General features: G+C 44.1%; 10 protein-coding genes. 1 reads left to right on the plus strand and 9 read right to left on the minus strand.

Annotation, left to right across the window (positions count from 1 at the left end; translation table 11 throughout):
* Nucleotides 1-94: 94 nt before the first annotated feature.
* The 4 genes from nhaA to QF117_RS14845 all read right to left on the minus strand — a co-directional run bounded on the left by nhaA (nucleotide 95) and on the right by QF117_RS14845 (nucleotide 5,747).
* Nucleotides 95-1,252: a Na+/H+ antiporter NhaA gene (gene nhaA / locus QF117_RS14830; protein WP_282386472.1), complete on the minus strand. Its 1,158-nt coding sequence runs from the start codon at nucleotides 1,250-1,252 to the stop codon at nucleotides 95-97.
* Between the two features lie 258 nt (nucleotides 1,253-1,510).
* Nucleotides 1,511-2,641, minus strand: coding sequence for a lipocalin-like domain-containing protein (locus tag QF117_RS14835; protein ID WP_282386474.1), 1,131 nt, complete (start codon nucleotides 2,639-2,641; stop codon nucleotides 1,511-1,513).
* Nucleotides 2,642-5,095 (minus strand): ABC transporter permease, encoded by a 2,454-nt coding sequence (locus QF117_RS14840; RefSeq protein WP_282386475.1) that lies wholly within the window; start codon nucleotides 5,093-5,095, stop codon nucleotides 2,642-2,644.
* Nucleotides 5,076-5,747 carry an ABC transporter ATP-binding protein gene (locus tag QF117_RS14845; protein ID WP_282386476.1) on the minus strand — a complete coding sequence of 224 codons (672 nt, stop codon included), beginning with the start codon at nucleotides 5,745-5,747 and terminating at the stop codon, nucleotides 5,076-5,078. Before QF117_RS14845 ends, QF117_RS14840 begins: the two co-directional genes overlap by 20 nt.
* Nucleotides 5,748-6,040: 293 nt before the next feature.
* Here QF117_RS14845 and QF117_RS14850 point away from each other — a divergent pair, with 293 nt between their 5' ends.
* On the plus strand, nucleotides 6,041-7,474 hold the full coding sequence (locus tag QF117_RS14850) for a DUF2867 domain-containing protein (protein WP_282386478.1): 1,434 nt from the start codon (nucleotides 6,041-6,043) through the stop codon (nucleotides 7,472-7,474).
* Nucleotides 7,475-7,573: 99 nt separating this feature from the next.
* Here QF117_RS14850 and QF117_RS14855 read toward each other — a convergent pair whose 3' ends face one another.
* The 5 genes from QF117_RS14855 to QF117_RS14875 all read right to left on the minus strand — a co-directional run bounded on the left by QF117_RS14855 (nucleotide 7,574) and on the right by QF117_RS14875 (nucleotide 13,497).
* Nucleotides 7,574-8,236, minus strand: coding sequence for a DUF2913 family protein (locus tag QF117_RS14855; RefSeq protein WP_282386480.1), 663 nt, complete (start codon nucleotides 8,234-8,236; stop codon nucleotides 7,574-7,576).
* Nucleotides 8,236-9,444: a Bcr/CflA family multidrug efflux MFS transporter gene (locus QF117_RS14860; RefSeq protein WP_017035304.1), complete on the minus strand. Its 1,209-nt coding sequence runs from the start codon at nucleotides 9,442-9,444 to the stop codon at nucleotides 8,236-8,238. Before QF117_RS14860 ends, QF117_RS14855 begins: the two co-directional genes overlap by 1 nt.
* Nucleotides 9,445-9,585: 141 nt before the next feature.
* Nucleotides 9,586-10,281, minus strand: coding sequence for a 16S rRNA pseudouridine(516) synthase RsuA (gene rsuA, locus QF117_RS14865; protein ID WP_282386482.1), 696 nt, complete (start codon nucleotides 10,279-10,281; stop codon nucleotides 9,586-9,588).
* Between the two features lie 75 nt (nucleotides 10,282-10,356).
* The gene (locus QF117_RS14870) at nucleotides 10,357-11,262 is read right to left on the minus strand and encodes a LysR family transcriptional regulator (protein ID WP_282386483.1); all 906 of its coding nucleotides are present in this window, start codon (nucleotides 11,260-11,262) and stop codon (nucleotides 10,357-10,359) included.
* A gap of 180 nt (nucleotides 11,263-11,442) precedes the next feature.
* Entirely contained in the window at nucleotides 11,443-13,497 is a 2,055-nt protein-coding gene (locus QF117_RS14875; RefSeq protein ID WP_282386485.1) for an alkyl sulfatase dimerization domain-containing protein, read from the minus strand.
* Nucleotides 13,498-13,519: the final 22 nt, after the last annotated feature.

Below are 13,519 nucleotides of genomic sequence, written 5' to 3' on the forward strand. Positions count from 1 at the left end.
ATTTTCTGTATCTAAGTGTAACTAGAGGAGATTTCTGAATAGGAGAAAAGTTCGCAAAGGAACATTACCGTTTACCTTTGCGAACTATTATAAATTAATTTGTCACTGCTTTTTGCTTTGGTAAAACAATACTTAATATTGCATAACCCAATAGTGCAGAGGCTGTAGAGCCAAGTAGAACGCCTAGGCGAGCATATGTGTCCATGACTTCTTTCTCAAAACCAAAAGCCAATGAAGATATAAATATCGACATTGTAAAACCCACACCACACAAGATAGACACCGCAAAAATATGTCGCATCTGAATCCCGTCAGGAAGCTTTGCAACTCCCAATTTCAGCGACAGCCAACAGAAAGACATAATACCAATAGGCTTGCCCACCAATAGGCCCAAAGCGATACCTAAAGGAAGCATAGACGTTAAACCTTCTACCGAGATATTCTGTAAAGATACGCCTGCATTAGCTAACGCAAACAAAGGTAAAATACCGAAGGCGACGTAAGGGTGTAAGGCGTGTTCTAACGTTTTAAGCGGCGAGTCACTGGCGGTTTTCCCTTTTAATGGAATAGCGAACCCGACAACAACACCCGCTAACGTTGCATGCACTCCAGATTTTAGTACCGCAAACCAAAGCACGAAGCCAATAATTAGGTACAGAGGTAAAGACGTGACACGACGTGAGTTTAAGATAAACAAAACAGCAGTTGAAATAAAACCGACTGTCAACGCAGTTACCGACAAATCGTTGGTATAGAAAAGCGCAATAATAATAACAGCGCCCAAGTCATCGATGATCGCTAAAGCAAGTAAAAAGACTTTTAGGCTGATAGGAACACGATTACCCAAAAGAGCCATAATCCCAAGTGCGAATGCGATATCGGTGGCAGCAGGTATTGCCCAACCGGCTAGGGCTTCTGGATCTTGATAATTAAATAAAACATAAACAAGTGCAGGCGCTAACATGCCACCCACTGCAGCGATTGCAGGGAACATAGCGGTTTCTTTTGATTTCAGCGCACCTTCAACCAGCTCACGTTTCACCTCAAGACCGATAATAAGAAAAAAGATAGCCATTAAGCCATCGTTTATCCAATGAGATAGAGACATCCCCAACAAATAAGTATGTAAAAAACCCTGATAAAAGCCGTTGAGAGGCGAGTTAGCTATCATCATCGCAGTGATTGCGGCAATGACCAGTAAAATACCACTAGATGACTCCATTTTTAAGAAGTCACGAATCATACTTGTCATGTTGTTGTTGCCCTTAGAATTTTAAATAATTAAAAAATTAACGAATTAGTGGTGACTAGCTTTTATCTTTAGCACATGTAATTTCGTTTCTTCTGATATATTAATTCGGGATTTCCGATATAACAATCAGAGGCACACTTAATCATTCAATTTATAACATAATGTTACACAAAAGAACTAGAATAAAAAAAACTCGCTAATCAAAAGATTAAGCGAGTCTAATCATCTAAAAAAATGAGAGCTATAGCACATTGGGCATTAATAGCCCGTTAGTTGCATAAACCCTTTCGTTTCGTGAGAACCTGATGTTTCAACTGGCCCCTCCCAGTAAGGAATGACAAAAGGTAGTAATAGATTACGATTAACCGGTGTGAGTAATACATCGATACCATGCTCAGCAATCACTATCCTCCATTCAAGAGGTATTTTTTTTCCGCTCGACGATACGGTTGTTTTTGAGGGACTTAAAGAGATGCTCTTTTCATCAAGTAGCGTGTTTCTTCCACTATTACTGATGATAGAACCATAGAGATACGGCATCTGCTCATGATGGCGATAACGACTTACGGTTAACGTCTCAGTCGGGGTTAGATTAATGACAAACCAATCCCACCCTTCCTGATGCTTCGAAATCAGCTGACTCCCCCACTCTTTGCTCATCCATGCACTGCCTTTCACTTTTAATGGCTCACCATTATCTAGGCTCAGTTCGCCAGATACAGACAAAAATGGCGCATTAATGTTAAATGCCGCGATAGGAAGGAGATCATGTTTTGGTTGATAACCATTATCGCCAAGCAGCGCAAAAGGGCCTGCTGTCAATGTTTGAAGGTTTATGCTGAAATCATTCGTTGAAATGTCCAACTCACCGGGAAAGGGTGTATAACCCAATGACTGCCACCCCCAATTATCTATCCATAACTTAAATGGGTTCACATTCGTCCCCGACTGCCCGATTCCCCCTCGAGCAATCCTCTGCTCTTTCCATACTTGCGTTTTATTGGAAATAACAGCGTGAGAAATATAAATCTGAGGATTTTGCCAGCCTTCCGTCTTTCTCTCATCCCTAGCTACTCGAAAAAAACTCCATTGAATTGCATATTCAGTGCCTTGCTGATCAACAACATTGGCAAAATACTGCCACCATTCATGCTGATATTCTGGGTGAGATTTAAAGTCGTCTGGAAGGCTAACGCTTTGATCAGGCAGGACCGGTTCAAACACTTTTTTTTGCAACATTTGGACAACGGCTTGATGCGAACGATCGGGGACATCAGAATCAGAGAGGTCGGAACTCAAGTAAAGTAGGATTGATACAAAGAGAATCACAGTAACAGAAAGCAACAAACGAATAAAACTTAACTTACCGATCTTTGGAGTACTTTTCATTTATAGCGAATCCCGTAAAGACTTCATGGGTGTGCTCTTAATCGTTCGCCATACAGGCAGTGCGCCAGCCACCATTAACGATGCAATCACCCAAAATATTGTCTTAATATATTCTATAGGAACAAATCTCAACTCCAAGGTCCAACCGAACGATTGTTTTATCACAACATCCACCACAAGGCTTGCTAAAGCCAACCCGAGAGGCATTGCGATCACTACCGAGATCATACAGAAAACAAGAAGTTGAAGCCCACTTATAATGACGAGCTCTTTGCCTGAAATACCAAAGCAACGCAACAACGCTATATGCCGCTGGCGGGAAACCTCGCCAGCTAAGGTGGCAAAGAAAATTCCGCAAACCGCGATAAATAACGTGATATGGCCTAAAGAATCAGCGATAGCAAAGGTACGATCAAACACCTTCATGGCTTGTGTATGAATATCGCTATTATCAAACACGCGATCGGAATTCAAACGAAATACAGAAGCCAGTCGATGCTTTAATCCGGTTGGGTTCACCCCCGATTTAAGCTCAACGCCAAGAGCAACGTCGCCGGTACCTGCATATTCATTGAGCCAATTTCGATGCGATAACAAAGCTTGGTTATACGGATTACCATAATCGTAATAGACACCAACAACCTGCCACCGTTGTCCAAGCTGATTAGAAAGACTGATAAAGTCGCCAGGTCTGATGTTTAATTTCAACGACATAGACTCACTGATCATCACACCTTTAGAGTGGTGCAAATGATACCAGTAGTTTGGAATACCAAGTTTGACGGTCAGCGCGTCAAGTTCCGCGTCAGAAGCACCGGTACTTACTATTTGAAGTACGCCTCTTGCTGTTTGCTCATCTTTTTCCCATCGCCACCAGACACTCTCAACTTCAGGTTGCTTTTGTAACCAATTGTTCAAACGAGTAGCGGCGTTAGTACTTGGATAAATATATAGATCAGCGGCTAACCTTTGTGTTAACCACTTATCGGTCGTATCACGGAAGCTCCCAACCATGGTCTCCACACCAATATTGCCAGCCATGGCGAGCATTAATCCCATCGTTGCCACACCACGATAACTCATACTGGTTGCGGCATCGGCAAAGAACCAACGTAACTTCACCCAACGCAGAGAGTAGGTAAAACTGGTGAACACTTTCCAAATTAAAAATGGAGTAAAGAGCGCGACACTCATCATCAGCAGCGCAATAATGGCAAAGCCTGATGTTTGTGTTTGGGGCACTTGGTAGATAGCCACACCCGCGACACACAACGCGCAAGCTAAAAAGGCTTGGAGAGTAAATTCAGTTCCGGCGAACCTGACCAGTGACAAACGCGAAGTCAACCGATTCGGCTGTGAGCGCAGCAAACGAACAAGTGGCCAAATACATGCAGTAATCACCCCTAGCACACACATGCCTAGACTGTAGAAGCTTGAGTAATAGCTCCAACCAATATCAATACCTACATTCGCGTTGTAAAGCTCACCCAAACTAGTGGCTACGGCTGGGATTAATTGATTTGCAAGCATCAATCCGAACACATTGCCACATAGCCAGCTGATGAATATCATACCGATGAGTTCTATTGATAACGCTTGCGCCAATTGCCAGCCTGACACCCCAGTCTGTCGTAAAATACCAACAAGAGGCTGACGCTGAACGAACGAAAGTGAAATGGCTTGATAAAAAATAAATAGTCCGACGACAAAGGCCAGCATACCAAGCGCGCTAAGATTCATATGAAAGGCATTGGTTAATGATTCAAGTTCTGAATGGGAGCTTCGTGATAAAGACAAACCGTTAGGAAGGCTGCTCTTTAAGCTGGCCAATTTGTCTTTTGGCATTTCTCCGCAAGCGATCAGGCCGATACCGGAACTGCGATTAAGCATCCTGAGTAGCGAGATATCCGCAATCATGCGAGTGCCGCTCAAACTTTTATTGCTATCGACAACAATGGGCCCAAGAAGCGACTGATCGTCTAGCGTTATTGAATCTCCATCTTTCCAGTCATGGCGTTCTGCTAGCCCTTGGCTTACTACAATGGGATACGGTGGATTCATGAGATCCAGGCTTTTGAGTTGTGCCAGTGACATCCCTTGCTCAGTTTGAAACATGGCAATGGGGTCCAAACCCACCAACACTAATTCATCGCCATTAGCCGTCGTGAGATTTTGCTGAACGAATGGGACGCACTCATTAAAGCCATCACGCCTTAACTGAACGTATAAGCCCTGCGGGACCGTATTACTAATATGCTTAGGTCGAATTCGATAGGGTAATGGATTCGAAAAGAGTTTCTCACCGTCAGCGTAGCTCTGACGAGCATGATGATTGATAGAGGTAACCCCAACCAGCAAAGAAACGCCCAGCGTTAACCCAAGTAAAACTAAGATCATCTGTAAAGGATAACGACGATAGTGCCCGAATAACGCTTTAACTACGGGCCATAACATGGAGTTGCCCTCCCTGGAGACGAATGCGACCATCCATGTGTTCGGCCACTTTATCACTGTGCGTGACCAACAAAAGCGTGCAATCTAATTGGCGAGTTAAGGAAGTCAATAAGCGCATCACCGCTTCGGCGTTTCTTTCATCTAAACTCCCAGTTGGCTCATCGGCCAACAAAATCTTTGGCTCCATATACAAGGCTCTTGCGATCGCAGCCCTCTGCTGCTGCCCCCCTGAAACCTCTTCTGGGTAGCGCCCTAATAGAGGCATAAGATCCAACGCCGACAAAATTTGTCGCCACAGTCCATGATCTTCTGGTAACCCTTTAAGCTGACGACAAAAGCGAATGTTATCGGCGATATTTAGCGTAGGAAGTAAATTGAATTGCTGAAAAATAAGACCCACATTATTGCGTCGATATGCAGTCCTTAGGTGTTCTGGACTTTCGTGCATAGAGAAATCCGGATATTGAACTTCTCCTGAGTCGATGGTGTCGAGCCCTGCAATCAGGTTGAGTAGCGTACTTTTTCCTGTACCACTTTCGCCCATAAGAGCAACCTGATCGCCTTGATTTAATGTCAGTTCCGCACCTTGTAAAACTGGATGAAATTCACCACCGTCAACGTATCCTTTACATAGGTTATTCAGCTGTAACATTAAATAGCTCGCAATAATATGACTGGGAAGGAGAATCTACACTAAATTGAGCTTTCTAGAAAGTATTTTGGATACCTGATCACAAGATATGCACTCAATTGCAACAATTAACCGCGTCACTTCTCATTTTCTAACAAACTATTTTCTTACTTATTGCTTTTACACTATGCAGTGAGGTAACTGACATGACAACGATAATCTGGCACTTGAACCTCATACGCTCAATAAACAGAAAATCAACGCGTTATGGTATACAGTGATAGATTCTTAACCATGGCGATTGAAGGGAATGTATGAAAAAGGTATTGGTTCTTGGTGCATCAGGATACGTAGGCTCTCAGTTATTACCGATCCTCCTTTCCAAAGGTTACAATGTAACAGCAGCAGCTCGAAATCTTGAATACTTGAAAGCAAGAGTAACGCCTCACGCTCATTTAAGATTTACATACCTAGACCTTGCTGATCGTGAAGCAACTCTGCAACTGATTCCTCAATTTGATCTGATCTACTTTCTTGTTCACGGCATGGCCGCAGGACACGATTTTTTAGAATACGAGCTTTCTCTGGCGCACAATTTTAAAGAAGCCCTGGTCAGCAGCTCGGTACAACAAGTCATTTACCTCAGCGCGTTGCAACCTCAAACGGGGAATTCCACGCACCTAGATGCAAGGCGTCAGACTGGCGATATTCTTCGGCAAAGCAGCGTACCGATCACCGAGCTTAGAGCGGGGGTTATCATTGGGCCGGGTTCAGCCGCTTTTGAAATCATGAGGGACTTCGTATACAACTTGCCGGTAATGATTGCTCCAAAATGGGTCGATTCCAAAGCGAACCCCATCGCTCTTGATAACCTCAATCACTATTTGATTGAAATTGCCAAAGAGTCCCCGACTGAACATCGACAGTTTTCTATCGGCGGTCCGGATGTCCTCTCTTATCGAGAGCAGTTTAAAACCATTTGCGAGATCGCTAATAAACCGTTTCGGCTATGGTCCACTTCTTTGCTGACTCCCAAGTTGGCCTCCTACTGGCTAGGTTTAGTCACGTCCGTTCCAAGTAACATAGGCCGAGCGTTGCTCGCGGGCTTAGAGCATGATTATATTTCCGATTCAAACCAGGCTCAGCAAGACTATCCGCAAACTCTTATTTCCTATAAACAAGCCGTTACGACCGCCATCAAAGAAGAAGGTACATTTGTTCGGAGCAATGTATGGGGGTTTGAACCAGAAGCGCTCAATCGATGGCAACCCGGTTACGGCTATTACCCTAAACAAGCGGGGGCCAGTATCAAAACTTCCTTAACTTCGGAGCAGTTGTGGAAAGTCGCTCAGCAAATAGGCAGTCGTAAGCATGGATATTTCTTTGCCAACACTTTATGGCGCACACGAGAGTGGCTGGATGTTTTATTTGGTGGAGGAGTGCCGCAACGTCGCAAGCCAGAAGGGCCGGAGCTAAAAGTCGGAGATCACATTGATTCTTGGAAAGTCATTCGGTGTGAAAAAGAACAATTTCTTTCTCTTCTGTTTGGCATGAAAGGGCCAGGCCTAGGGCGCTTAGAAGTAGCCATTGCAGACTTAGGAAATGAAAGAAAGCTCACCATCACTGCCTGGTGGCATCCACAAGGGTTCTTAGGGTTACTCTACTGGTTTGCAATGATGCCAGCCCACCTCTTTATCTTCAATGGTATGGTTAAAGCGATAGTCAAAAACGCACAAAACAACGAGTAGCGACACAAAACAACGAGTAGAAAAAAGACGTACCCTCATTGGATACGTCTTTTCATTCCATATTGTTTAACCACGGAAGGCTTCGTCTATCTTAACGTCTTAATCTATCTTCAGGTTCAATGGAATTTCAGCCAGTTGATTGCCCTGATTTCGTGGGAAAATCACGTATTCACCATGGTATTTAACCACCGACTTGTAATCCGTTACCTTATGAACCATAAAACCCGCCGCCGCCGATTTTTCAATAAACTCGGCATGATTACCCCGTACAAACCAATGCATCGGTTTGGTCAGTAACTCACCTTCAAAGCAGTCATCACACTGGTTAGCGCACAATGCGAGCGAACTATGCCCATCCGTAAAGATCTGAACTTTACCCCCACCGATTAATGGCTCTGAAGTTGAAACGTCCCAATTCGCGGCAATCATTTCATCCAAAAACGTTTCAATATCACTGTCTTTAAGCTCTTTTAGCGATTCATCTGACTGGAAAAACTGCGCATAAAACACTGAAATTCGTTTAAAGATAAAGGGTAGCCCTGCACTATCGCCTTTGGAACGTCCTGATTTTTGCCAACGAATTAAATCCTCCACGACGCACCGTTCAAAACGTTGGCTTTTGAGAGCCTTTGTCACCCAGCGCACCAAGAAGTGATTATTAGCAATTGGCGCATCAGCCAACTTGCCAGAAGCGTGTTCAGCCTGCATTTCTGCTAAGGCTAGATTCACGACCTTTTGAATTTCAACTGTATAATTTGACACTATGCCTTTCTTCCTAATGTCCAATAAAATGCTACTGACAGCACAGAACACGCTGTCATTACGAATATCATCGGCCAAACCACATCGCTTGGCATAGCCGCAACAACCGCACCAATAATAGACCCGGTTCCAAATCTTAACGTGCCCGCCAACGACGACGCAGTCCCCGCCATGTTTGGATAGCCACTAAGCAGCAAGCCCATAGTATTGCTGCCTATGGTTGAAATAGTGCCGATAAATAAGACAACAAAAGGAACCGTTCCCCACAGTCCTAAATCCAGTAACCAACTGCCCAATAAACCGATGCCGGCGATAAGCTGAATAACCAAACCAAAACGCAGCATAGCGTGTGACCCTACCCGTTTAACTAGCCGACCATTAATACTGGTCATGATAATCATAGCGACAATATTAAGGCCAAACAGGTACCCAAACTGATCGGGACGAACACCATAAATATCAATATAAACGAATGAGCCACCCGTTAAGAATGCAAACATCCCGGCAAATGAAAACGCACCTGAAAATATTAGCCCCATCGCGGTTGGGTTACGAAACAGACCCAAGTAGTTGCGAATTGTCGTCCCTAAGCGCAACGGGTGTCGTTTTTCTACTGGTAAGGTTTCTGGAATTTTCCACACCACAAGCAAAATCACCACAACAGCAAAAACAGCCAACACCCAAAAGATGGAGCGCCAACCAAACCAGATAGCGAGGTGGCCGCCAATCATAGGCGCAAGAAGCGGAGCAATAGTCATGACGAGCGTGACAAAAGACATCGCTCGAGCGAAGTCCTCCCTGTCGAACATATCGCGGACAACCGCTTGAATAACGACGGCTGCTGCTGCCCCTGCAAAACCTTGTGCACATCGAATAAACGTTAACGCGTCAATACCCGTAGTGGTCGCACTCACTATGGATGCAATAGCAAATAAAGCCACACCAATGAGTAGAACAGGGCGACGACCAAAGCTGTCAGCAAATGGCCCATGAAACAACTGACCAATCGCAAAACCTGCAGTATAAGCAGTCAAGGTAAATTGAACTTCACCAGCCGTCACGCCCAAGTCATTGGCAATGGATGGCATCGCAGGTAAGTACATGTCGATGGCTAATGGTGTTAAAGCACCAATAGCCCCTAGCACCGCAAAAAGAATCAGTCCTATTTGTTGTGAGCTGGCAGGAGAAGATATCGAATTATTTGTCATTAGGTTATCAAATCAGTGGTCGATTTGATTATGGTACCGATACCATAACCAACTCGTGGCGTATTATTAACGAATAATAATAACGACTCTTATAAAAAAGACTAGTTCTCATTGAGAAATATACGTGTTTCTAAAGCGGGGTTATTTCCAGATGGAGTTCACTTCATCTTCCGTAAGATAACGATATTCACCCAGCTCTAGGCTTTCATCCATCTCTATATCTCCGATTTTCTCGCGATGCAGTGCTTCCACCTTGTTACCAAGCGCTGCAAACATTCGTTTAACTTGGTGATATTTACCTTCATGGATGGTTAGCAACACTTCCTTTTCCGCTCGCACATCGAGTTCAGCAGGTAGCGTTAATCCAGTTTCACTTTTCAGCTGAATACCTTGTTTGAATTTTTCTGCATAGTCATCTTCAACAGGCTCCGCTAGCCAAACACGGTAAGTTTTTTGGCACTTGTGCTTCGGCGAGGTGATTCGATGAGACCACTGTCCATCATCGGTGATCAGAACCAATCCTGTCGTATCGACATCCAAACGACCAGCAAAGTGAAGCTCGTCCATTTTAATTTCATCGATCAGTTCAAACGCAGTTGGGTTCGCACCATCTTCGTGTGAGCACACAAACCCTTCCGGCTTGTAAAGCATGATGTAACGAGGCCCAGATAACTTAAGCTGGTTGCCCTGCCATTCAACCACAGACTCTTCCGTCACATGTGACGCAGCTCTTTTTTCCATCTCACCATCAACCATCACTTTTTTTGAACGTAGGATCTGGTGAGCTTCTTTTCTGGTAACACCTAAAGTGTCACATAAAAATTTATCTAAACGCATGTTGGCCTCATTTGAGCGAAATCGCGCGCAGTATACATGGAATTCGTACCACAGTGAGTATCGGCCGAAAATTTATTACCCTTCTGCCCATGCTTTTCTTACGATATCCCGCAGCCATTTGTTCGCGGGGTTATTGCTGACTTTCTTTGGCCAGTGCAGCCAGACCGTAATATTGTTAATTTCAAACGGAATCGGAAGAATGTCTATAGGCAGTGTCTTTTGTAGATCTTGTGCTAATCGTTTGGGGCAAATACCTAGTGCATCGCTGCTCGCCAAAGTATGTACCATCGAATAGAGCGAATTATGTTCACTATGTGTCTTACGCTGAGGTAGAGCCCGCTTTGCAAGCGTATCTGCTGCCCTATGACTCCAACGGCGTAAATTGAGCTTGGCGTGTGACTCTGCCATGTAATCTTCAAACCCCAAAGGCAGCTTCACTCTTGGGTGCTCCTTTCTCGCTACACAACAAATTTCCTCTTCATAGATCATTTCAGAATTTATACCCGCCAAACTTGGCAATACATAATCCAATGCTAAATCAACTTCTCCACTCATCAACAAGTCGTAGATCTGTTCATCTTCCGCAGGAAGAGCAATACAAATAATTTGGCAATTCGTATCATTCTCTTTATCTAATCGAGCTGCAAAGACTGGCATATAGATGTCTGGTACTAAAACCTGAAAAGTACGTTTCGACTCATAAGGATCAAATTTTTCATAGCTCGATAAGCTCTGTTCAATGTCCATATAAGGAGCGGCGATTTGCTTATAGAAATCATGTGCGACAAATGTCGGCTCAACCCCTATATTTGTTCGCTGGAATAGTGTTTCAGACAGCTGTGTATTTAACCGTTTAATTGCGTGACTCACCGCTGATGGGGTTAGGTCTAATGCTTCTGCTGATTGCGAATAAGAGTGAGTTTTATAAACGCTAAGAAACACTCGTAATAGATTAAAATCAAAATGGTTACTTTTTGGCATCGAACCATAACCCTTAGTCAAATACGATGGAATTCAATGTATCACCAAAGTACGGTAACAACAAAAAAGCCTCGGGATACCCTCCGAGGCTTAACACTGTGCTCTTAGCGCTTACTTAACGTTTGATTACTTAACGTTTGATTACTTAACGTTTGCTGGCTGCACGCCAATTAACTTCAATTAACGGTTAACTGGTGATACGCCCGTCTTTGACTTACCAAAGCTGTACTCTGAGTGGTCTTGTGGCAACGCCATTTTGAACCAGAACTTAAAGTCATCGAGGTAACCCGTTAGCTGGCCAACTTTACTCAAATCACCTTTCACTGTTGCTTTACCGTCTTTAAGAAGCTCTTGCAATGTTGTTTGCTGTAGCAGCATCAAAGTGATGTCTGAACGGTTAATGGTTAGCGTAAAGTCTGGGTTAGGAACATCGAAACCTTCGATATTACTTACACGACCATTTGACGCTTCAATAGCGTATTTTGCATCTTCATCAGGAATCACTAGGTTTGCATTCATTACGAACCCATCCATTGCTGCTTGTGGGCCATTAAATCGAACGCCCATGAAGTTTAAGAAGTCACGAGTCGGCATCGCCTGAATCAAATCCGGTGTAACCGCTTTAGTCGATTGAACTTCGACAATACCGTTACGCAGTTCTGATGCTCCAGCAAGGAACACGTTACGCTCACCTGAAGATTCAGATTGGTAACCTAACTGCTCAAAACAGTCCGCTTGTAAATAACGTGCTTGCATATTTTCTGGATTAGCAAAGACAACATTGTTAACAACGGTCGCACACCAACGGAACTCGCCACTTTCGAATGCCTTTTTACCTTCCGCAAGAATCGCCTCTTCACCCATCATCTCCGTATACTTAGTTGCTTGGTCAACAGAGTTTAAGTGCAGTAAAGTTGCTGGATTCATATCAAAGTAACCGATGTACTTATTGGCTACCGCTTTAGCATTACGGTGGTATGAACCGTGGTAACCACGTGTGTACCATTGGTCAGCTAGAGGTTTTGGTACAAAGAACTCATCCTGGATATCTGTAATGCTCACACCGTGGTTAATAAGACGCAGTGTTTCGTCATGTAAGTAACCGTACATATCACGTTGACCACGTAGGTAGTCTTGAATATTCTCGTTACCAAAACGCGGCCAACCGTGTGATGCAAACAATAGTTCAGCTTCCCCACCAAACATATACAGTGCTTCATTGATGGAGTCAGCCCACTGCATAGTGTCACGTACGAATGCACCACGTAGTGTGTAAACATTGTGTAGACCTGCAACTGTCGTCTCAGCGCCCCAGTATGCTTTGTACTCTGGAATGTACGTGTTCATTTCTGACGGTGCTTCAGTATCCGGTGCGTTGTGGAACACCATTTCTAGCCCATCAATAGTTAGCGTTTCTAGATCATCTTCCACTTGGTGAGTCGGTAGAATCAATGATAGACCACCGTTCGCAACACCTTTACCAATAGCGGCATCAACTTGACCTTTTGCGCTTTTCTCGAGTGTATTGCCGTATTGGTATACCACACGACGCGCCATCACATTACCCGCCAATACGTTTTCTGAAATCGCAAAGTCAGAGAAAGCACGAGGAGCGATAATTTGAACGTCACCAGAATCAACTTGCTCTTGAGATACTAGACCTTTTACGCCGCCGAAGTGATCACCATGAGAATGAGAGTAAACCACCGCTGTGATTGGCAACTCACGCGCTTCTTTTACATGTGCCTTAAACAGATCGTACGCTGCCGCCGCAGTTTCTGGGATAGTGAGTGGATCAAAAACAACCCAACCATTATCTGAACGAACAAAGCTCACTTGAGCCAAATCGTACCCGCGTACTTGATAGACTTTACCTGGCATGATTTCAAATAAACCATGCTCCATATTCAGCTCTGCTTGACGCTGCATTGATGGATGGATAGTGTCGTAGTCTTCCCCTTGAAGAAGGTAGTCGTAGTTTCCTAGCTCCCATACCACGCTGCCGTTTGCATCTTTGATTTCCAAGTCATCAACACGCGCAATAAAGCCTTTCTTAGCGAGATCCCAATCTTCTTGGTCAGCAAAGGGCAGTGTTGTGCGAATCTCTTTTTGAAACTCAATCGTATGTGGTGTCGCCTCTTTTTGATCTGGCGTAAATGTAGGAAGTGATGCGCTCGCGATAACAGAGCCAGAAACAACCGCTGTAATTAGTACGCTAAGGGTAGAAAGTTTCATAGGAACCTCTAACTAATTGGAT

This window comes from Vibrio sp. YMD68, assembly GCF_029958905.1.
Classification (GTDB): Bacteria; Pseudomonadota; Gammaproteobacteria; order Enterobacterales; family Vibrionaceae; genus Vibrio.